The sequence below is a fragment of the Bradyrhizobium sp. BR14999 genome (assembly GCF_056106085.1).
The window spans coordinates 6,660,206-6,681,159 of sequence record NZ_CM148536.1; the positions used below are offsets into that span (position 1 = coordinate 6,660,206).

20 protein-coding genes are annotated in these 20,954 nt (G+C 65.1%); 11 read left to right on the forward strand and 9 right to left on the reverse strand.

The window, feature by feature from the left end; translation table 11 throughout:
- Positions 1 to 36 precede the first annotated feature (36 nt).
- Both xylB and ACR9YP_RS31225 read right to left on the reverse strand, forming a co-directional pair.
- Positions 37 to 1,482 (reverse strand): xylulokinase, encoded by a 1,446-nt coding sequence (gene xylB / locus ACR9YP_RS31220; RefSeq protein WP_474217811.1) that lies wholly within the window; start codon positions 1,480 to 1,482, stop codon positions 37 to 39.
- Between the two features lie 12 nt (positions 1,483 to 1,494).
- Positions 1,495 to 2,418, reverse strand: a complete 924-nt coding sequence (locus tag ACR9YP_RS31225; protein WP_438109579.1) for a LysR family transcriptional regulator — start codon at positions 2,416 to 2,418, stop codon at positions 1,495 to 1,497.
- A 108-nt stretch (positions 2,419 to 2,526) separates the two neighbouring features.
- Here ACR9YP_RS31225 and ACR9YP_RS31230 point away from each other — a divergent pair, with 108 nt between their 5' ends.
- The 11 genes from ACR9YP_RS31230 to ACR9YP_RS31280 all read left to right on the forward strand — a co-directional run bounded on the left by ACR9YP_RS31230 (position 2,527) and on the right by ACR9YP_RS31280 (position 13,396).
- Positions 2,527 to 2,850, forward strand: a complete 324-nt coding sequence (locus ACR9YP_RS31230) for a Dabb family protein (RefSeq protein ID WP_091887674.1) — start codon at positions 2,527 to 2,529, stop codon at positions 2,848 to 2,850.
- A complete protein-coding gene (locus tag ACR9YP_RS31235) occupies positions 2,847 to 3,926 on the forward strand; it encodes a maleylacetate reductase (RefSeq protein WP_370988637.1) in 1,080 nt (359 codons plus the stop codon). Before ACR9YP_RS31230 ends, ACR9YP_RS31235 begins: the two co-directional genes overlap by 4 nt.
- 4 nt (positions 3,927 to 3,930) lie before the next feature.
- Positions 3,931 to 5,295, forward strand: a complete 1,365-nt coding sequence (locus tag ACR9YP_RS31240; protein WP_474217812.1) for an amidohydrolase family protein — start codon at positions 3,931 to 3,933, stop codon at positions 5,293 to 5,295.
- A gap of 21 nt (positions 5,296 to 5,316) precedes the next feature.
- Entirely contained in the window at positions 5,317 to 6,219 is a 903-nt protein-coding gene (locus tag ACR9YP_RS31245; protein ID WP_438109580.1) for an NAD(P)-dependent oxidoreductase, read from the forward strand.
- A gap of 15 nt (positions 6,220 to 6,234) precedes the next feature.
- Positions 6,235 to 7,119, forward strand: a complete 885-nt coding sequence (locus ACR9YP_RS31250; protein ID WP_438109581.1) for an intradiol ring-cleavage dioxygenase — start codon at positions 6,235 to 6,237, stop codon at positions 7,117 to 7,119.
- Positions 7,120 to 7,180: 61 nt separating this feature from the next.
- Positions 7,181 to 8,575, forward strand: coding sequence for an FAD-linked oxidase C-terminal domain-containing protein (locus ACR9YP_RS31255; RefSeq protein WP_474217813.1), 1,395 nt, complete (start codon positions 7,181 to 7,183; stop codon positions 8,573 to 8,575).
- Positions 8,572 to 10,098 carry a sugar ABC transporter ATP-binding protein gene (locus ACR9YP_RS31260; RefSeq protein WP_438109583.1) on the forward strand — a complete coding sequence of 509 codons (1,527 nt, stop codon included), beginning with the start codon at positions 8,572 to 8,574 and terminating at the stop codon, positions 10,096 to 10,098. The genes ACR9YP_RS31255 and ACR9YP_RS31260 overlap by 4 nt, the downstream gene beginning before the upstream one ends.
- Positions 10,091 to 11,041 carry an ABC transporter permease gene (locus ACR9YP_RS31265; RefSeq protein ID WP_091887688.1) on the forward strand — a complete coding sequence of 317 codons (951 nt, stop codon included), beginning with the start codon at positions 10,091 to 10,093 and terminating at the stop codon, positions 11,039 to 11,041. Before ACR9YP_RS31260 ends, ACR9YP_RS31265 begins: the two co-directional genes overlap by 8 nt.
- The gene (locus ACR9YP_RS31270) at positions 11,038 to 12,015 is read left to right on the forward strand and encodes an ABC transporter permease (RefSeq protein WP_091887690.1); all 978 of its coding nucleotides are present in this window, start codon (positions 11,038 to 11,040) and stop codon (positions 12,013 to 12,015) included. Before ACR9YP_RS31265 ends, ACR9YP_RS31270 begins: the two co-directional genes overlap by 4 nt.
- 42 nt (positions 12,016 to 12,057) lie before the next feature.
- Positions 12,058 to 13,032, forward strand: coding sequence for a sugar ABC transporter substrate-binding protein (locus ACR9YP_RS31275; RefSeq protein ID WP_164934569.1), 975 nt, complete (start codon positions 12,058 to 12,060; stop codon positions 13,030 to 13,032).
- Between the two features lie 76 nt (positions 13,033 to 13,108).
- On the forward strand, positions 13,109 to 13,396 hold the full coding sequence (locus ACR9YP_RS31280) for a YciI family protein (RefSeq protein WP_438109584.1): 288 nt from the start codon (positions 13,109 to 13,111) through the stop codon (positions 13,394 to 13,396).
- 228 nt (positions 13,397 to 13,624) lie between these two features.
- Here the strand turns inward: ACR9YP_RS31280 and ACR9YP_RS31285 are convergent, their stop codons facing one another.
- From ACR9YP_RS31285 to ACR9YP_RS31315, 7 genes are all read right to left on the reverse strand, one after another.
- Positions 13,625 to 13,969 (reverse strand): hypothetical protein, encoded by a 345-nt coding sequence (locus tag ACR9YP_RS31285; protein ID WP_474217814.1) that lies wholly within the window; start codon positions 13,967 to 13,969, stop codon positions 13,625 to 13,627.
- Entirely contained in the window at positions 13,969 to 15,057 is a 1,089-nt protein-coding gene (locus ACR9YP_RS31290) for an IS5 family transposase (RefSeq protein ID WP_235542580.1), read from the reverse strand. Before ACR9YP_RS31290 ends, ACR9YP_RS31285 begins: the two co-directional genes overlap by 1 nt.
- Before the next feature lie 183 nt (positions 15,058 to 15,240).
- Complete coding sequence (locus ACR9YP_RS31295; RefSeq protein ID WP_091887697.1) at positions 15,241 to 16,233, reverse strand: ABC transporter ATP-binding protein; 993 nt, start codon at positions 16,231 to 16,233, stop codon at positions 15,241 to 15,243.
- Positions 16,230 to 17,219 (reverse strand): ABC transporter ATP-binding protein, encoded by a 990-nt coding sequence (locus ACR9YP_RS31300; RefSeq protein WP_165406062.1) that lies wholly within the window; start codon positions 17,217 to 17,219, stop codon positions 16,230 to 16,232. The genes ACR9YP_RS31295 and ACR9YP_RS31300 overlap by 4 nt, the downstream gene beginning before the upstream one ends.
- A gap of 19 nt (positions 17,220 to 17,238) precedes the next feature.
- Positions 17,239 to 18,162, reverse strand: a complete 924-nt coding sequence (locus ACR9YP_RS31305) for an ABC transporter permease (protein WP_438109585.1) — start codon at positions 18,160 to 18,162, stop codon at positions 17,239 to 17,241.
- Positions 18,159 to 19,100, reverse strand: coding sequence for an ABC transporter permease (locus tag ACR9YP_RS31310; RefSeq protein ID WP_128934789.1), 942 nt, complete (start codon positions 19,098 to 19,100; stop codon positions 18,159 to 18,161). The genes ACR9YP_RS31305 and ACR9YP_RS31310 overlap by 4 nt, the downstream gene beginning before the upstream one ends.
- Positions 19,101 to 19,117: 17 nt before the next feature.
- Complete coding sequence (locus ACR9YP_RS31315; RefSeq protein WP_438109586.1) at positions 19,118 to 20,722, reverse strand: ABC transporter substrate-binding protein; 1,605 nt, start codon at positions 20,720 to 20,722, stop codon at positions 19,118 to 19,120.
- Between the last annotated feature and the right edge of the window lie 232 nt (positions 20,723 to 20,954).

Genomic DNA, 20,954 nt, shown 5'->3' on the forward strand with positions numbered 1-20,954 from the left:
GAGTATACCGAGGTATGGGAATCCAGATTGGGCAGGCTAGTGGCGCGGCCGATACAGTTCGCGCCATGCGGGAAGCCGCCCGGCATAGGTATCGACAAGTTCAGCGTCGGGCTCGAACGTCTCGATGCGCTCTGGCCGCGTGCATACGGCAGCGATTGCCTCACCGGTGACAGCAAGCCGCCCCAATCTCGCCGCACCGAACGCGGCGCCGGTCTCACCTCCAACGAAGCGATGGACCGGAACATTCAGCACGTTTGCCAGTACCGAGAGCCAGAATGGGGACCGCGAACCACCACCAATGACATCGGCTTCCGCAATCGCAATGCCGGCATCCGCGAGCGCGTCGCGACAATCGGCAAGCGCGAAGGCGACGCCCTCGAGCACCGCCTGCACGATCGTCCCGCGGTCGGTGCCATGGCTCAGACCATCCAGCATGCCGCGCACGGCGGCATCGTCGTGCGGCGTCCGCTCGCCTGCGAGATAAGGCAGGAAGCTCACAGGCGACGGCGCCTGCGGACGCACTCCAAGCGGCGCCAGCAGCTCGGCCTCGCCAACGCCGAACAGGCGCGCGAGCCAAGCGAGGCAAGAGGCGGCCGAGAGGATCGCGCCGGCCTGAATCCACATGGCGGGAATGGCATGGCAGAATGTATGCACCGCGCGGTCGGGGTTAGCGGCGATTCTGCTGGTTGGTGCCATGAGGGCACCGGAGGTTCCCAGCGATATGAACGCGGTTCCCGGCCCGATCGCGCCGATGCCGACGGCGCCGGCCGGATTGTCGCCGGCTCCGCCCGCGATCACCGGCTGCCGGGTCATACCCCAGCGCCGCGCGAGCTCGACGCGCAGGGTCGTTGCGGGCGCGCATCCCTCGACCAGCCGCGGCATGTGATTGCGCGACAGGCCGGTCGCTGCCAATGCTGCATCCGACCAGTCCCGGCGCGCGGCGTCGAGCCACAGCGATCCCGATGCATCGGAGACATCCTCGATGGCCTCGCCGCTCAGCACCAGGCGCAAATAGGCCTTTGGAAGCAGAACGAGCTTGGTCGCCGCAAAGATGTCAGGCTCGTGCGTCGCGATCCAGACCAGCTTCGGCGCGGTGAATCCCGGCATCGCTTTGTTGCCCGACGTCGCACGCAAGGCGGGCCAACGCTGCTCCAGGATAAGGCATTCGGCGGCCGAGCGCCCGTCATTCCAGAGGATGCAGGGCCGCAGGGGCCTTAAGCTCGCATCGAGCAGCGTGGCACCGTGCATCTGGCCGGATAGTCCAATGCCTTCGACCGCCGCCAGCTCGCCGGCATGCGATGCCTTCAGAGCATCCAGCGTGGCAAAGGTCGCATCGATCCACTGCGCGGGATCTTGCTCGTAATAGCCTGATTGCGGCGAGACGGTTGCGAGCGGCCGGCTCTCGCTCGCAATCACCCGCTGCGCACCGTCGACGAGAACGGTCTTGACTGCGGAGGTGCCGAGATCGATGCCGAGATACATGGATGCTCCCGCTCACTTCGCCGCGTCGATCCAGATCCCCGGCTCCGAATGCTCGCGGATGTGGCTGACCAGGAAGTCCGAGAACACCCGGATCTTGGCCGGCAGCCCGGCGCGGTTCTGATAGGCGATGTTCATGGTGAGCAGTGGCAGCTCCCAATCCATCAGCACCGGGACGAGCCGGCCCGCGGCGATATCGCTTTGGACGATGTAGAGCGGCTGGATGAGGATGCCGAGACCTGCCAGTGCGGCGCCGCGGATGACCTGGCCGTCATTGCTGTCGAGCGTCGGCGTGATGCGGACGGTCTGCGCGCCATGGCCCTTGCGCAGGCGCAGCGAATACGGATCGTTGGCGAGATTGTAGATCAGCATGTTGTGACGCGCGAGATCGGCCGGCTGTTCCGGCGCGCCGCAGCTTGCGAGATAGGAGGGTGCGGCCGCGAGCACGCGACGCATCTGGCCGATGCGGCGGACGATGATGTTCGAATCCGGCTCCTGCTCGCGCGTGCGGATCGCCACGTCGATGCCGGCCTCGATGAAATCCGGGTAGCGGTTGGCGGTGGTGATCTGCATGTTGAGCTTCGGATAGCGCGCGCGGAAGGCCGGCAGCATCGGCGCCAGATAGATCACCGCAAAGGATAGCGAGCTCGTGACCCGCAGGGTGCCCTGCGGCGACAGCGCGCGATCGCTGACGATGTCCTCGGCCTCGGCCAGTTCGTTCAAGACCCGGCTGGAACGCTCCAGCAGCTCCTGCCCCGCCTCCGTCAGCCACAGGCGGCGGGTGTTGCGCTCGATCAGCCGGACGGCGAGCCGCTCCTCGAGCGCGCTGAGATGGCGGCTCGCGGCCGCGTTCGACATGCGCAGCGCTTCGGCGGCCTTGGACAGGCTGCCGAGCTCGGCCGTCTTGGAAAAGACCTCCAATTGCGCCAGGCGATCCATTTTTCCACTTTTAGGAAAAGAGAGTTACGATTATTGGCCTTTATTTCCGCCTCCCGCAAGTCAAAATAGCCTCAACACAAGCAAGATAGCAGGCGAGGAAACAGGGAAATGTCGGGCCCGATCAGGCACATCGTGATGTGGCGGCTGCGCGGGGAGACCCCGGCGGAGCGATCCGCCGCCCGGATCAAGGTCAAGACCCTGTTCGAAGGCCTGCGCGGCCGGATCGACGGCCTCACCCATATCGAGGTCGGCATGGATGTCAGCGCGGTCGATTACGCCTGCGACGTCGTCCTGTTCTCCGAGTTCACCAACGAGGCCGCGCTCAGCGCCTACGCCAATCACCCCGAACATTTGCGCGTTCGCGAGGCGCTGGGCGACTTGCGGATCGGACGCTTCCAGGTCGATTATCCCATCAAAGAGACCGGCGCATGATCGGTTCGTTCACCTTTGAAAACCTACCCTGCCGTGTTGTGTTCGGCAGCGGAACGCTTGCCTCCGCCAAGGCTGAAGTCGAGCGGCTCGGCGGCAAGCGCGCGCTGGTGCTGACGACGCCGCAGCAGGAGACGCAGGGCAAGAGTCTCGGTGCGTCGCTCGGGCCGCTCTATGCGGGCCTGTTTTCCGGCGCCATCATGCATACCCCGGTCGAGGTCACGGAGCGCGCGCTCGCCGCCATGAAGGCATGCGAGGCCGACTGCGTCGTCTCGCTCGGCGGCGGATCGACCACCGGCCTTGGCAAGGCGCTCGCCTTGCGCACCGGCGTCAACCAGCTCTGCATCCCCACCACCTATGCCGGCTCGGAGATGACACCGATCGTCGGCCAGACCGAGAACGGCCTGAAGACCACGGTGCGCGATGCCGCCGTGCTGCCGGAGACCGTGATCTACGATGTCGACCTGACCCTGACGCTGCCGGCGAGCTTAGCTGCGACCTCCGGCATCAACGCGATCGCACATGCGGTGGAAGCGCTCTACGCGCGCGACGCCAATCCCGTGACATCGCTGATGGCGGAAGAAGGCATCCGCGCGCTGGCCCGCGCCCTGCCCGCCATCGCCGCGAGGAGCGACGATCGCGACGCGCGCACCGAGGCGCTCTATGGCGCCTGGTTATGCGGCGTCTGCCTCGGCACCGTCGGCATGGCACTGCATCACAAGCTCTGTCACACGCTCGGCGGCACTTTTGATCTGCCGCATGCCGAAACGCACACCATCGTGCTGCCGCATGCGCTGGCCTACAATGCACCGGCGGTGCCAGATGCGATGGCGCGCATCGCGCGCGCGATTGGCGCGGCCGATGCCTCCCAAGGGCTGTACGACCTTGCGAAGCGGCTGGATGCAAAGCTTGCGCTGCGCGACGTCGGCATGCCCGAGAGCGGCATCGACAAGGCGGCCGATCTCGCCGTCACCAACGCCTACTGGAATCCGCGTCCGCTCGAGCGGAGCGCCATCCGCGACCTGATCGCGCGCGCCTGGGCCGGCGAGCCGCCGGGCGCTATCAAACCGGCGGCGTGAAGCGATGCGGCGCACGCTGATCAAATCAGCCACCGTCATCAGCATGGATGACGCGATCGGCGACCTCTCGACCGGCGACGTGCTGGTCGAGGGCAGCCGAATCGCCGATGTGCGGCCATCGATCGACGTCGCGGCCGACACGGAGGTTGTCGACGGCAAGGGACGGATCGTCATCCCGGGCCTGATCAACGCGCATATGCACACCTGGCAGACGGGTTTGCGCGGCTATGCCGCGAACTGGACGCTGCTGGAATATTTCCGCCGCATGCATGCCGGCCTTGCGACCGTGTTCCGACCCGAGGACATCCATATCGCGACGCTGGTCGGCGCGCTGAACCAGATCAATTGCGGCACGACGACACTCGTCGACTGGTGCCACAACAATCCGACGCCAGATCACACCGACGCTGCGGTTCGCGGCCTGATCGAGAGCGGCATCCGCGCCGCCTTCTTTCATGGCTCGCCGAAACCCGAGCCGAAGCCCGGCGAGCCGCATTTCTCGGAAATCCCGCATCCGTGCCGCGAGGTGGAGCGGTTGCTGGCGGGCCCTCTCGCCGACCGCGACGGCCTCGTTACGCTCGGGCTCGCCATTCTCGGCCCGCATTACTCGACGCTCGACGTCGCCATGCATGATTTCCGCCTGGCATGGGAGCTCAAACTGATCGCATCGATGCATCAGGGCGGCGGCCCCGCCAAGACGCCGGGTGGCTGGGAAAAGCTGATCGAGGCCGGCCTCGTCGGCGCCGGCGTCAACATCGTTCATGGCAACGATCTGCCCGACGATCTGCTCGACCGGATGATCGATCTCGGCGTGTCCTTTTCGGTCACGCCCGAGAACGAGATGATCCAGGGCCATGGCTTTCCGATCACCGGACGGTTGCTGAAGCGCGGCGTGCGCCCGACCATTGGCATCGATCTGGAATCCGTACTGGCCGGCGATCTCTTCTCCGCCGCCCGCGTCGCACTGTCGATGCAGCGGGCGCTCGACAATGCGGAGACGCGCAAGGCCAGCGGCACCATCCCGGCAACGACCACGGTTCCGGTGCGCGAGGCGCTGCGCTGGATCACGACCGAAGGTGCCCGCATGCTTGGCCGCGAGAACCAGATCGGCTCGCTGACGCCGGGCAAGCTCGCCGACCTCGTCATCATCAACGCCTCCGATCTCAACCTCTTCCCGGTGCACGATCCCGTCGCGACGGTGGTGATGCAGACGAGCCTCGCCAATATCGAAGCTGTCATGATCGGCGGCGCCTGGAAGAAGCGAAACGGCCGGCTGCTGGTCGAAGCGCTCGAGAGCAAAAAAGAGCTGCTGGCGCAATCCGGCCGGCGGCTGGTGCAGGACATCGAACGACAGGGACGCGCCGCCTGAAGGCGCCAATGGACAAGAACAATGAGTGATGCTTCAAGGAATGTCGCTTTCATCGGGATCGGCAAGATGGGCCTGCCGATGTCGGTGCTCGTCGCCAAGGCCGGTTACGCCGTCACCGCGTTCGATCAAAGCGCGGCGCGGATCAACGAGGCACGCGCGCAAGGCACTGCGATTGCCGCTACGCCAGCCGAGGCCGTGAGCGGCAAGACGGCCGTCGTCACATCCCTGCCCGACGATGCCGCCTTGCGCGGCGCGCTGCTCGGTCCTGCCGGCCTCATCGCCGCGATGGCGTCCGGAGCTGTTCTCATCGAGACCAGTACCGTGAGCGTCGAGGCTTCTACCGAGGTTGCAGCCGCCGCGCAGGCGCGCGGCATTGCCTACCTTCGCTCGCCGGTCTCCGGCAATGCCAGCATCGTGCATACGGGCGCGCTGACCTGCTTCGTTTCGGGGCCGAAGGATGCCTTTGACAACGCAAAGCCGCTGTTCGCGGCCTTCACCCGTGCGCAGACCTATCTCGGGCCGGCCGAGGAAGCACGCTACGCAAAACTCTCGGTCAATTTGATGATCGCGGTGTCGGCGGCGATGATGGCGGAGAGCCTGGCGCTGGCGCGCAAGGGCGGCATCGCCTGGCAAGACATCTTGAAGGTGCTCGACGACAGCGCCGTGGCTTCGCCGATGGTGAAGTACAAGACCGCGCCGCTGCGCCACCGCGATTTCGAGTCCACTTTCTCCTGCAAGCAGATGGCCAAGGATCTCGATCTCATCCTCGGCGCCGGCCACGCCGTCGGCGTGCCGCTGCAGCTCGCGGCGCAAGTGCGCGAGACCTATGGCTCGCTGGTCGCGCAAGGCGACGGCGAGACCGACTTCATTGCGACCGTCAAGCATCTCGAACGGTTGTCCGGCCTCGGCGAGCCGAAGCTGTGATCAACGGAGGCACACATGCGTAACTTCAACGAGAACACGATCACGGACGCGGTGCTGGAGCGGATCGCGGGGGCGACCGATCCGCGCATCAAGCAAATCAGCGAGGCGCTGGTCCGTCACCTTCATGCCTTCGTCCGCGAGGTGCGGCCGACCCAGAAGGAATGGGAATACGGCATCGACTTCCTGACCCGCACCGGGCACATGTGCGACGACAAGCGCCAGGAGTTCATCCTGCTGTCGGACACGCTCGGGGTCTCCATGCTGGTCGACGCCATCAACCATCCGGTGCCGGAGGGCGCAACCGAAACCACGGTGCTCGGGCCGTTCTTCGTCCAGGCCGCGCCGGAGAAGGAGAGCGGCGCCGATATCTCGGGTCCGATGGAAGGCGATCCGATGCTGGTCACCGGTTCGGTCTCGACCGTGGACGGAAAGCCGCTGGCGGGCGCCGTGGTCGACGTCTGGCATTCCGACGACGACGGCTATTATGACGTGCAGCAGCTCGACGCCATCGGCGATCTCGCGATGCGTGCCCGCTTCCACACCGACCAGAACGGCCGCTTCCATTTCTGGTCGATCAAGCCGGCCGCCTATCCGATCCCGCATGACGGCCCGGTCGGCGACATGCTGGAGGTCCAGGGCCGCCATCCCTGGCGTCCCGCCCATGTGCATTTCATGATCTCGTCGCCCGGCTTCGAGCAGCTCGTGACGCACGTGTTCGTCGCCGGCGACCAGTATCTCGACAGCGACGTGGTGTTCGGCGTCAAGGATAGCCTGATCCGCGAGTTCGTCCGACATCCCGCCGGCCGTGCGCCGGATGGTCGCATGGTGGACAGCGCGTATTTTCATCTCAACTATGATTTCGGCCTGAAGCAGGTTGCGAGCAACGCGCAAGCCGCCTAATCCGAACGACAACGCAGCGGACCGACAAAGAGTCCGCCACCGGGGCAGAGAGGGAGCAAGGATGGGACCGCGGGTCAGCACGGCAGCATTGGCCGATCGCCTCAATGGCATGATCGGCCCGCGCGCCAGCGTCGCGCGCGGCGTGCTCGATCAGCATGGGCAGAGCGAGTCGCATTACCGCAATCTGCCGCCCGACATCGTCGTCTTCCCTGAAACAACGCAGGAGGTCGCCGAGATCGTGAAACTCTGCGCGAGCGCGGGGATGCCGATCGTCCCGTTCGGCGCCGGCACCTCACTCGAAGGCAACGCGGCCGCCGTCGCCGGTGGCGTCTGCTTCGACTTCGCGCGCATGAACAAGGTGCTTGCCGTGCACGACAGCGACATGGATGTCGTGGTGCAGCCCGGCATCACCCGCAAGCAGCTCAATGCGGAGCTGCGCAACACAGGCCTGTTCTTTCCGATCGACCCCGGCGCGGACGCCTCGATCGGCGGCATGACCTCCACGCGCGCCTCCGGCACCATGGCGGTGCGCTACGGCACCATGAAGGACAATGTCATGGCGCTGGAGGTGGTGCTCGCGGATGGGCGCGTGATCCGCACCGCCAAGCGCGCGCGCAAATCGGCCGCCGGTTATGATCTGACGCGCATGTTCGTTGGCGCCGAAGGCACGCTCGGCGTGATCACCGAGATCACGCTGAAAGTACATCCCGTGCCGCAGGCGATCTCGGCCGCGGTGTGCAGCTTCGATAGCCTGCACAACGCCGTCGACACCGCGATCTCCGTGATCCAGTCGGCAATCCCCGTTGCGCGCATCGAGCTGCTCGACGACGTCATGATGCGCGGCATCAATGCCTACGCAAAGCTCGGCTATCGCGAGGCTCCGACCCTGTTCTTCGAATTCCACGGCTCCGAGGCCTCCGTCGCCGAGCAGGCCGAGGCCGCGCAGGCCATCGCCGCCGACCATGGCGGCCACGGGTTTGCCTGGGCCAAGGCGCCGGAAGACCGCAGCCGGCTCTGGCACGCCCGCGACAACACGCTCTATGCGGGCCTCGGCCTACGACCCGGAGCACGCGCGGTGATCACCGATGTCTGCGTGCCGATCTCGCGGCTGGCCGAATGCCTGACCGAGACGCGGCGCGATGCGGACGAGCATGGGTTTACAGCCCCGATCGTCGGCCATGTCGGCGACGGCAATTTCCACATGCTGATCCTGATCGATCCGGCAAAGTCCGAAGAGACCGAAGGCGCCAAGGCGCTCCAGGCCCGCATGGTCGCGCGCGCCATCGCCATGGACGGCACCTGCACCGGCGAGCACGGCATCGGGCTCGGCAAGATCGATTATCTCACCGACGAGCTCGGCGAGGCCGTCGATGTGATGCGGCAAGTCAAGACTGCACTCGACCCGAATGGTCTCTTGAATCCCGGAAAGATCTTTGCCAGCGGAGCGCAGGCATGAGCAGCGCAGCATTGGCCGTTGAGCCGTCCTCGCCCACACCGCTCTTGGAGCTGCGCGGCATCAGCAAGGAATTTCCAGGCGTCAAGGCGCTGGATGACGTGTCCTTCGCTGTCTATCCCGGCGAAGTCCATATGCTGCTGGGCGAGAACGGCGCCGGCAAGTCGAGCCTGATGAAAGTACTGTGCGGCGCCTACCGCGCCGATGCCGGCGAATTCTTCTACAAGGGCGAGAAGGTCGAGATCAGCTCGACCGCGGATGCGCAGAAGCTCGGCATTGCCGTCATCTTCCAGGAATTCTCGCTGGTCCCCTATCTCGATATCGCCCAGAACATCTTCCTCGGTCGCGAGCCGAAAGGCCGCATTCCCGGAAGCATCGACCGCCGCAAGATCCTGGCTGACGCGCGTCGTGTCCTCAGCACCATCGGTTTCGACATCGATCCTTCCACCACCGTCGACAAGTTAGGGGTGGCACAGCAGCAGATGGTCGAGATCGCCAAGGCGATCAGCCAGAACGCCCGCATCCTCGTGATGGACGAGCCGACGGCCGCGCTGTCCGACCGCGAGACCGAGCTACTGTTCGCGTTGATCGCGCGGCTGAAGGCCGACGGCGTCTCGATCGTCTACATCTCGCACCGCATGGCCGAGGTGTTCGCGCTCGGCGACCGCATCACCGTGCTGCGCGACGGCCGCCGCATCGACGGCGTCCGCCCCGCCGACGTGACGCCGGACCAGTTGGTCCGCATGATGGTCGGCCGCAACGTCGACATGACCTATCCGCGCAACTTTGCCGATAAGCCCGGCGAGATGCTGCTCGAGGTCAAGGGCCTGACCGCGCCGACCGGCATCTCCGACATCAACATCGAGGTGCGCCGGGGCGAGATCGTCGGCCTGTGCGGCCTCGTCGGCTCCGGCCGCAGCGAGGTTGCCCGCGCCATTTTCGGCGCCGATCCCATGACATCGGGCGAGATCGTCTTCGACGGCAAGACCATCTCCGGCGAGCCTGACCTTGCCGCCCGCCGCGGCATCGCGCTGATCCCGGAGAGCCGCAAGAGCGAGGGCCTCGCGCTGCTACGATCAGTCAGCGATAATCTGGTGGTATCGGCGCTGCGAAAGCTGTTCCCGAGCGGCCTGTTCGACCAGCGCAGTGCGCAGCGCACCTCCGACGGCCTGATCCGGCAATTGAGGATCGCGACACCGAGTGCGCGCCAGACCGTTGGCCTGCTCTCGGGCGGCAACCAGCAGAAGGTCGTGATCGGCAAGTGGCTGGCGGCCGGCTCGAAGCTGTTCATCTTCGACGAACCGACGCGCGGCATCGACATCGGCGCCAAGTCGGAGATCTTTGCCCTGATCGACCGACTGGTGGCCGAAGGCGCAGCGGCCCTCATGATCTCGTCCGAACAGGTCGAGATCTGCCATGTCTGCGACCGCGCCTATGTGATGCGCGAGGGGCGCATCGCTGGGCACCTGACACGCAACGAGCTGACCGAGGAGAACATCGTGCGACTGGGGATGCATCATGCGTGAAGCCGCGGTCGTCTCGCAACCCAATCCGCTGCAACGCATTCCCGGCGTTGCCATGGTGCTGGTGCTGCTGATCGCCCTGTTCAGCGCGATCGCGCCCGGCTTCCTGTCGGTCGCCAACCTCTCCAACGTGCTGGTGCAGTCGACCATCCTGACCATGCTCGCGCTGCCGATGACACTGATCATCATGACCGAGGGGCTGGACCTGTCGATGGGCGCGGTGCTGACGCTGACCTCGCTCTGCGTCGCGATCGTGTCGCTCGCGACGAAATCAATGTTGCTGGGCCTCGGCGCCGGCCTGCTGGTCGGCGCCGGGTTCGGCATCGTCAACGGCTGGCTGGTCGCGATCCTGGGCATTCCGCCTTTTGTCGCGACGCTGGGCACGCTCGGCATGGCGCAGGGCCTGTCGCTGATCGTCAGCGACGGCCAGAGCGTGGTCGGCATTCCCCACAGCGTGCGCGACATCTACTCGGCAACACTTCTCGGCATTCCCGTGCCGATCGTGATGGCGCTGGTGACCTATGCGGCCTTTCACGGCCTGCTCTATCACACCCGCTTCGGCACCTATATCTTCGCGCTGGGCGGCAATCGCGAGGCGCTGCGCTATGCCGGACTCTCGCCGAACAAGCTGCTGATCGCAGTCTATGCCATCGGCGGCGCCATGGCGGGAATCGCGGGGCTGTTGATGACCGCTCGGATGAATTCCGGCCATCCCACCGCCGGGCTCGGTCTCGAATTCGACGCCATCGCGGCCGTTGCCGTCGGCGGCACGTCGTTCGAGCGCGGCAATGGCTGGCTGCTCGGCACCGTACTGGGCGTGATTGCGGTCGGCGTGTTGCGCAATGGGCTGAACCTGATCTCGCTGCCGTCCTCGGTGCAGGTCGCAAGCGTCGGCGTGCTCGTCATCGTCGCGCTGTTCCTCGACGGCCTCAGGAGCCGCGCATGACCGACATCACCAAAGATGCCATCGCGCCGCCCCGCTCCTTCCTATCGCAGGACGCGATCCAGCTGTTCTATCGCCTGCTCGCGGCACTGCTGATCTGCGCGGTGCTGGCCGTGCTCAGCGATTCCTTCCTGAGCCTCGGCAACATCCTCAACGTGCTGAGGCAGGCGAGCCTGACCTTCTTCATCGCCTCCGGCCTGACCCTGGTGGTCTTGACCGCCGGCCTCGACCTCTCTGTCGGCGCCAATGTCGCGCTGTCGGCCTGTATCGCCGGCACGGTGATCCACAAGACCGGCTCGCCGGCGCTCGGCATCCTCACCGGGCTTGCCTGCGGCGGCATCGTTGGCCTCCTCAACGGCGTCATGGTCACCGCGCTCCGCATCCCCTCCTTCATCGCCACCTATGGCATGCTATGGGTGCTGAACGGCCTCACTTATTGGTATATGGCGGGCGAGACCCTGCATGGCTTCCCGGCCGGCTTCCGCCAGATCGGCAGCGGCTATCTGTTCGGCCTTCCGATCCCGGTCTATCTGCTGCTGGTGTTCCTCGGCATCGGGACGCTGTTCGCGCAACGGACGATCTGGGGCCAGGAGATCTATGCGATCGGCGCCAATCCGGTCGCCGCCCGGCTCTCCGGCATCCCCGTCGCGCGCCGCCTGCTGCTGGTCTATGCCGTCTCCGGCACCATGGCGGGACTCGCTTCGATCATCTTCCTGTCGCGCCTGAATTCGGCCGAGGCCGATATCGGCGAAAGCCTGACGTTGCCGGCGATTGCGGCGGTGCTGATCGGCGGCACCTCGTTGTTCGGCGGCGTCGGCACCGTGTTCGGCACCTTCATCGGCGCACTGATCCTAACCTTGGTGCTGAACGGCATGAACCTGCTCTCGGTCAGCGCCAACTGGCAGCCGCTGGTGACAGGCATCATCGTCATTCTCGCGGTCTGGCTCGACATGAAGACCCGCCGCCGCGCGCAATGAGCTTTTAGAAATCCAACAAGCAAAATGAGGGATGGAGGCTACATGAAACTGAAACTTGGCTATCTGACGCTACCGCTGCTGATGGCGGCTGCGTTCACTACGGGGGCGCGCGCCGACGGCGAGACCATCGCCGTCTTCACCAAGAACCAGACCAACCCGTTCTTCCAGACGGTGCGGGTCGGCGCCGACAACATGGCGAAGACGCTGAACGCGAAGACGCTGCAGTACATCCCGACCAAACCCGACAGCATCCCCGAGCAGCTCAGCCAGATCGAGGACGTCGTGGTGAAGAAGCCGAGCGCGATCGTCTTCACGCCGGTCGACTACAAGGCGATGGTGCCCGGCGTCGAGAAGATCAACGAAGCAAAAATCCCCGTCGTCAACATCACCGACCGCTCCGCCGGCGGCAAGTTCCTCTCATTCGTCGGTGCCGACGATTACAGCCTTGGGCTCGAGACCGCGCGCTACCTGCTCAAGACGCTGGGCGGCAAGGGCAACATCGTCATCATCGAGGGCGTCAAGGGCTCGCTGACCAATGTCGACCGCGTCCGCGGCTTCAACGCTGCGCTGAAGGAGGCTCCGGGCGCCAAGCTGCTGGCCTCGCAGCCCGGCAATTACCAGCGGCTGCAGGCGCTTCAAGTGATGGAGAACCTGATGCAGTCGAATTCGCAGATCGACGGCGTGCTCGCCGCCAACGATGCCATGGCGGTCGGCGCGATCGAGGCGCTCGACGGCGCCAACCGCAAAGCCCAGGTGATCGGCATCAACGGCACCAAGGAAGCGATCGACGCGATCAAATCAGGCAAGCTGCTCGCGAGCGGCGACTATAACGGATTTGCTCAAGGGTGCCTCGGCACCATGATGGCGATCCGCTCCTTGCGCAACCAGCCGGTCATCAGCGAGATCGTGCTGAAGCCGACCGTCATCACCAAGGACAATTTTGGGCCGTTCGACGTGCCGCTGGAGCAGCGGACCTGCCCGACCTTCGAGGAAGCGGGCAAGCTCGGCGCCAAGTAGACTAACCGATCACGTCAAGTCTGGACGGCCGCCACTCGCGGCCGTCCCAGGAACTGAAGTAAGAAACGGAGACATCATGCTGTTCGCCATTCACGCCGTCGACCGCGCCGGCGCGCTGCCGACCCGGCTTGCCAATTACGACGCCCACAAGGCTTTCCTGAGCGACACATCGCGCTTCGGCGTCAAGATCGTGATGTCGGGGCCGCTCGTTTCCGACGACGGCGCGACCATGATCGGCAGCTTGTTCCTGATCGAGGCGTCCGGCCGTGGCGAAGTCGAGGCCTTCAACCGCGCTGATCCCTTTGCTGCCGCCGGCATCTGGGAAAAGGTCACGATCACGGGCTTCCTGCGCCGGCAGGGTTGAGGCCGGCCAAATCAAAAACGCAAAAACAACCCCATGCACAGTAGAACGGGGCTGTTCTTGCATACAAATTTCCGTCGCGTCGAGCGCGCTTTAGGTCGTCGATCGCAAAGCGCAATGGCTTCAGGTTGAATTGATTCCGGGGCGGCTCGTTCACCTCTCCCGCTCGCGGGAGAGGTCGGCGCGCAGCGCCGGGTGAGGGCTTTCTCCTCTAGCAGGCTGTTGAAGAACTCAGCCGCGTTCGCAAACGAAGCCTGACTCCTCGCCATTGTGGATGTAGAACTGGCCGACGAGCCTGCCTGCAGTGCCGATCATGACCCATCCGCGACCGCAGACGGGATCATTCTCGTCGTGCCCTTCCCATGAGAACTCCGCGCAGGCCGATCCGTCGCGGGTGCCGTAGCGCACGTTCAGGAAGCCCTTGAGAGCCCCAAAGGCGATTTCGCCATTGGATTTGCCCTGGAAGGTGAGATGCGCCTCTTCGACAAGATCGAGGAAGTCGCTGTCCCAGTTGTCCATTTCGACGATGCGCCAGCGGCCGACAAAGGCCTTGGCGAAGCCGGGCACCTTGGCCATCAGCCGGTCTCCGCGATCAGCTTGGGCAGCCGCACCAGATTGTAGGCGGTGGCAGCGAAGGTAAAGGCCCATGCGACGCGATCACGGCCACGGAAGCGGGTCTTCTCTTGCCCGGCGACCGTCTTGATCCAGCCGAAGGCCTCCTCGATCCGTTTGCGGATGCGCTGACTGACGGCATAGCCGCCGTGCCGGGTCGTTCGTCCGTCAATCGCAGAACTACGGCCGCTGGTGTTCTGTGCAACATGCGGCGTCACGTTCATCGAGCGCAGTTCGTTGACGAAGTCTTCTGCATCGTAGGCTTTGTCGGCGCCAAGCGTGATCGCTGTCGGCCGGTCGGCACGAGGTTCGATCATGTGCAGCGCGGCCACCCGCTCGGCATGCCCGTCGGCCTGCGTCAGGCAGGCGTCGACCAGCAGGCCGTGGCGGTTCTCCATCAGCCCGTGCCCGATGAAGCACAGTTTCGTCTCCTTGCCTTTGCCCTTGCGGTAGAGCCTGGCGTCCGGATCGGTGGTCGACGTATGGGTGTCGTTCGAGCGTTTCTGGCCATGGAAGTCCGCATCGGCATTGCGCCCGCCTTGCGCCGGCGGCTCGTCCGAGCCGTCCTTGGGCTTGACGCTCTTCATCGAGGCCCAGGCCTCGATCAGCGTGCCATCAACCGAGAAGTGATCGCTCGATAGAAGCTTCTTCACCTTGAGCTGTGCCAGCACCGCCGCCAGGAACTTGGCCGCGATGTCGCCTTCCAGCAGCCGGTCGCGGTTCTTCGAGAACACCGAATGGTCCCAGGCGGCGTCGTCAACGCCGATTCCGACGAACCAGCGGAACAGCAGGTCGTATTCCAGCCGCTCCATCAGAAGCCGCTCGGAGCGGATCGAATAAAACGCCTGCAACAGCATCGCCCGCAGCAGCTTCTCCGGCGGGATCGACGGCCGCCCAATCGGCGAATAGAGCGCGGCAAACTCCCGCTCCAGCGCCGACAGTGCCTCGTTCACCATCGTCCGGATCGTTCGCAGCGGATGATCACGACGCACCCGCGCCTCCAGGTCGACGTAGCTGAACAGCTCGCCCGTTCGATTGTCGCCGCCGCGCACGCACCACCTCCGAATCTCGTCGGAGCCAATGAATCACGGTCGCCGGTCGGCGGCGAGCGCCTTTTTCAACAGCCTGCTAGGGGCTGTCCCATTGCGGGGAGACACCCTCTCCCCAACCCTCTCCCGCAAGCGGGAGAGGGAGCGCACCTTCGGTGCAGCAAACAAGCCTGATCTCATCACGCTTTAGGCGCTCGTCGCGGCAACGCCCTCTTCGAGATGACAGGCCACCCACTGCTCGGCTCCAATCGCGCGAAGCACCGGCTCCTCGGTCCGGCAGCGGTCGAAGACGAAGGGGCAGCGGGTGTGGAAGCGGCATCCGCGCGGCGGATTGATCGGGCTCGGCACGTCGCCCCTAAGAATGATCGGATTGCGCTGGGCGCCGGGCTCGGGCAGCGGCACCGCGGAGAGCAGCGCCTTGGTGTAGGGATGTCTCGGTGCCGCAAAGATCTCGCGGCGCGGGGCGACCTCGACGATCTTGCCGAGATACATCACCGCGACACGGTGCGTCATGTGCTCGACGATCGCGAGATCATGGCTGATGAACAAGAGCGCGAGGCCGAACTCGCGCTGGAGATCCTGGAGCAGGTTGACGATCTGCGCCTTGACCGAGACGTCGAGCGCGGAGACTGCTTCGTCGCAGACGATCAGCTCGGGCTCGGCCGCCAGCGCCCGCGCGATGCCGATACGCTGGCGCTGGCCGCCGGAGAACTCGTGCGGCCGGCGGTTCAACGCCTCGCGCGGCAGGCGGACGGTATCCATCAGCGCAGTGACGCGCACCTCGAGGTCTTCCGCGGATTTGGCCAGACCGAAATTGCGGATCGGCTCGGCCAGGATGTCGCGCACGCGCATGCGCGGATTGAGGCTCGAGAACGGATCCTGGAACACGACCTGCACGCGGCGGCGCATCTGACGCATCGTGCTCGGCGCAGCGTCGTCGATCCGCTGGCCGTCGAGGATGACCTGTCCCGCAGTGATGTCGAACAGCCGCAGGATGGCGCGGCCGACCGTCGACTTGCCGCAGCCGGACTCGCCGACCAGCGACAGTGTCTCGCCGCGCGCGATCTCGAACGACACGCCGTCGACTGCATAGACGAATTCGGACTTGCGGCCGAACAGGCCGGTCTTGACCGGAAAGTGCTTCTTGAGGTCGTTGACCTGGAGCAGCGGAGGACTCATGCCGCGACAGCTCCCTTGGCCGCATAGTGGCAGGCGGCGATGTGACGGGGTCCCTTCTCTTCGAGCCCCGGCGCATATTGCCGGCAGAGATCGGTCGCAAGCGCACAGCGCCCGGCAAAGACGCAGCCGGTGATGGGCTTGCGGAGATCAGGTACCTGCCCCGGGATCTCGGCGAGCCGCGTTGCCGTCCCGGCGAGCGAGGAGCCAAGCTTCGGCACCGCGCCGAGCAGGCCCTGCGTATAGGGATGGCGCGGCGAGCGAAACAGCTCGGCGACCGGCGCTTCCTCGACCTTGCGGCCGGCATACATCACCATCACACGCTCGGCGATTTCGGCGACGACGCCGAGATCGTGGGTGATCAGGATGATGGCCGCGCCAACGCGGCGCTTGAGGTCCAGCATCAGCTTGAGGATCTGTGCCTGGATGGTCACGTCGAGGGCGGTGGTCGGCTCGTCCGCAATGAGAAGCTTCGGATTGCAGGCGAGCGCGATGGCGATCATGACGCGCTGGCGCATGCCGCCGGAGAGCTGGTGCGGATATTCGCGCACGCGCCGCTTCGGCTCGGGAATGCCGACCAGCGTCAGCATCTCGATCGCGTGCGCCTCGGCAGCCTGTTTGTCCAGGCCCTGATGGATCATCAAGGTCTCGCGGATCTGGCGGCCGACGGTGAGGACCGGGTTCAAGCTCGTCATCGGCTCCTGGAAGATCATCGAGATGTCGTTGCCGCGGATGGCGCGCATCTCGCGATCGGACAGTTGCAGCAGGTCCCTGCCCGCAAAGCGGATGGCGCCGGCAATCCTGCCCGGCGGCTCCGGGACGAGCCGCATCAGCGACATCGAGGTCACCGACTTGCCGCAGCCGGACTCGCCGACGATGGCGAGCGTCTCGCCTTCGTTGACATGGAAGGACACGCCGTCGACGGCGCGGTTGATGCCGCCGGGGGTGCGGAAATGGGTCTGGAGGTTCTCGACTTCGAGCAGCGCCATCGCGATCAGCCTCGATACATCAGAGGCTCTTGGCCATGCGCGGATCGAGCGCATCGCGAAGGCCGTCGCCGAGCAGGTTCACGGCGAGAACGGTGACGGACAGGAATGCCGCCGGGAAGAACACGATGTAGGGCTTGACCTGCCACAGCGCGCGGCCCTCGGCCATGATGTTGCCCCAGGACGGAATGGTCGGCGGCGTCCCGGCGCCAATGAAGGACAGGATCGCCTCCGTGATCATGGCGCTGGCGCAGATATAGGTCGCCTGCACCAGCATCGGTGCCACCGTGTTGGGCAGGATGTGGCGCAAAATGATCATCGGCGTGCGCGTGCCGCAGGCGACGGCTGCGTCCACATAAGGCTGCTCGCGCAGCGATAGCACCACGCTGCGCACGAGGCGTGAGACGCGCGGGATTTCCGCAATGGTGATGGCCAGGATGACGTTGCCGACGCTGCCGCGCGTCAGCGCCATCAGCGCGATGGCGAGCAGGATCGGCGGGATCGACATCAAGCCGTCCATGAAGCGCATCAAAATGCCGTCAGCCCAGCGGATGAAGCCGGAGACCATGCCGATGGCGAGGCCCGCCGCGGACGCGAAGATCGCAACCGATAGCCCGACCGTGAGCGAGACCCGCGCGCCGAACAGCACGCGCGAATAGATGTCGCGGCCGAGCACGTCGGTGCCGAACCAGAAATCGGCCGACGGCGCCCGGGTGCGCTTGGCCGGCGCCAGCGCGGTCGGGTCGACCGTTCCGAGATGGGCTGCGAAAATCGCGATCAGGACCAGCGTCAGCAGCAGCGCGCCACCAATCGCGACGGTGGGATGGCCGCGCAAGAGCCCGATGAAGCCGCGCCGGATCGTGACCGGCCGCAGGATCTCGGGCAGTTGCGGCGCGACGACGAGGCCGGCGGGAAGCGATTGCGAATTGACGGTCGTATCGGTCAATAGCGGATCCTCGGGTCAACGAGCGTATAGATGACGTCGATCATCAGATTGACGAGGACGTAGACGAAGCTGAACAGCAGCACGATGCCCTGGATGACGGGATAATCGCGGCGCAGGATCGCATCGATCGTGAGCCGGCCGAGGCCGGGGATCGCGAACACGCTCTCCGTGACCACCGCGCCGCCGATCAGGAGCGCGATGCCGATCCCAATCACCGTGACGATCGGCACCGCCGCATTCTTCAGCGCGTGAATGAACAGGATGCCGCCCTGCCCGAGGCCCTTGGCGCGCGCGGTGCGGATATAGTCCTGCTGCAACACTTCGAGCATGGCCGCGCGGGTGATGCGCGCGACCAGCGCGATATAGACGCAGCCGAGCGCGATTGCCGGCAGAATCAGGTTCTCGAGCCATGGCCAGAAGCCTGCCGTGAGCGGCGTATAGCCCTGCACCGGAAGCCATTCCAATTCGAGCGCGAAGACGTAGGCGAGCATGTAGCCGACCACGAACACCGGCAGCGAAAAGCCGAACACGGCAAAGCCCATGATGGCGCGGTCGATCAGGCTGCCGGCCTTCCAAGCCGCCACTACACCGAGCGGCACCGCGACCACGATCGTGAGCAGGAGCGTGACGATCATCAGCGACAGCGTCGGTCCGAGACGCTGGCCGATCATCGCCGACACCGGCAGATTGGTGAAGATCGAGGTGCCGAGATCGCCGTGCAGGATGCGCCAGACCCAGCTTCCGAACTGGACCAGGAAGGGACGGTCGAGGCCGAGGCTCTGGCGGATGCGCTCCACATCCTCCGGGCTCGCCTGGTCGCCCGCGATCACCACGGCCGGATCACCCGGCGCGATGTAGAGCAGGCTGAACACGAACAGCGCGACGATCGCCATCACAGGCAAAGTCGCGACGATGCGACGGAGGATGTAAGAGAGCATCTGGCTTCAGCGCACGATCATGCGGACTTCGATACGCCCCAGAAGAACGGCAGCGGCCCCTTGGTGACGCCGGAGACGTTCTTGCGCCACGCCGTATAGGTCAAGAAGAAGCCTGTCGGCGCATAGACAACATCCTCGAGCGCCGCCTTATTGACCCGCCCGATCGCTGCCTTTTCTTCCTCGAGATTCTTGGCCTCGAACCAGGCCGTGATTTCCTTCTCGGTATTCGGGCTATTGGGCCAGCCGAACCAGGCCTTGTCGCCATTGGCGCGAATGGCGGTGTAGGCGGCGGGCGTGATGCAGTCGGCGCCGGCATGCCAGCTGTGGAACATGTTCCAGCCGCCCTGCCCGGGCGGCGTCTTCTGCGCCCGGCGAGAGCCAACCGTGCCCCAATCGGTCGCGACGAAGTCGACATTCATGCCAAGCCGTTTCAGGAGGTCCGCGGTGACGTCGCCTTGCGCCTTCGTGATCGGCTGGTCCTGCGCCACCAAACACGTCACCGGCTGGCCGGAATAGCCGCTCTCGGCGAGCAACTTCTTGGCGCCATCGAAGTCGCGTTTGCCCTTCAGAATTTCGCCGCCCAGTTCGCTGTAGAGCGGCGTGTCTGGCGTGAAGAAGCCCGGCAGCGGCTTCCACAGCGCGGTGTCGTCGCCGACGATGGCGCGCATATAGTCTTCCTGGCTAAGCGCCATCAGCACCGCGCGCCGCGCTCGCACATCGTTGAAGGGCGCGAACAAATGGTTCATGCGGAACGAGCCGATATTGCCAAGGGGATCGCCGATGTCGACGCTGATGTTCTTGTTCTTCTTCAGCACGGGCACGAGATCGGCGATCGGGTTCTCCCACCAGTCGACCTCGCCGTTCTGCAACGCGGCCGCTGCGGTCGCCGGGTCCGGCATCACCACCCATTCCACGCGATCAATCAGGATCTGCTTGCCGCCGGCAAGCCAGGATGCCTTCTCCTGCCGCGGGACGTAGTCGGTGAACTTCTCGAACACGGCCTTGGCGCCCGGCACCCATTCGCCCTTGGCGAATTTCATCGGCCCGGAGCCGACATATTCCGTGATCTGCTTGAAAGGATCGGTCTTCGCGATACGCTCGGGCATGATGAAGGAGCACGGCGCGTTATTCTTGGCCAGCGCATAGAGCATTTTCGGGAAGGGCTGCTTCAAAACCCATTTGAACGTGCGGTCGTCGACAGCGGTCAATTCCTGCTGGATCGCAATGATCATCAACCCCATCGGATCGCGCGCGGCCCAGCGCGACAGGCTCGCAACGACGTCCTTAGCCAACACCGGCTCGCCGTCATGGAACTTGAGGCCAGGCCTTAAGCGGAATGTCCAGATCTTGCCATCGTCGGAGGTCTCCTCGGACTCGACCATCTGCCGCTGGGGCTGGAGCGAGGAATCGATGCCGTAGAGCGTGTCCCAGACCATCGCGGCAGCATTGCGCACGACATATTGAGTGCCCCAGATCGGATCGAAATTGGCGAGATTCGCTTGCGGCACGAAGCGCAACGTGCGCGCCGCCGCGCCTTGCGACAGCGCAGGGGCCGAGAGGCCACCCGTCAACGCCAGGCTGCCCGCGCCAGCCAGTCCCTTCAATACGGTCCTGCGATCCATGAAGTCCTCCCACTATTGCCGTGATGCCGGCCATCATTGGCCAAGGGCAGGTGAAACCTGCCCGTTGGCGTGCAAATGGTATGCCACTAACTGCGCCTTCGCCAGCGGCGATTTGGGGGGACTTCGCGCCTCCTTGCAGACGCTGCCGCGATCAAGCGCGGCGCATCGCTGCCACGGCATGTTTTGCCGTAGCTTTTCGTTTCCTTAAGCGCTCGCCAGAAGGATGCAGGCA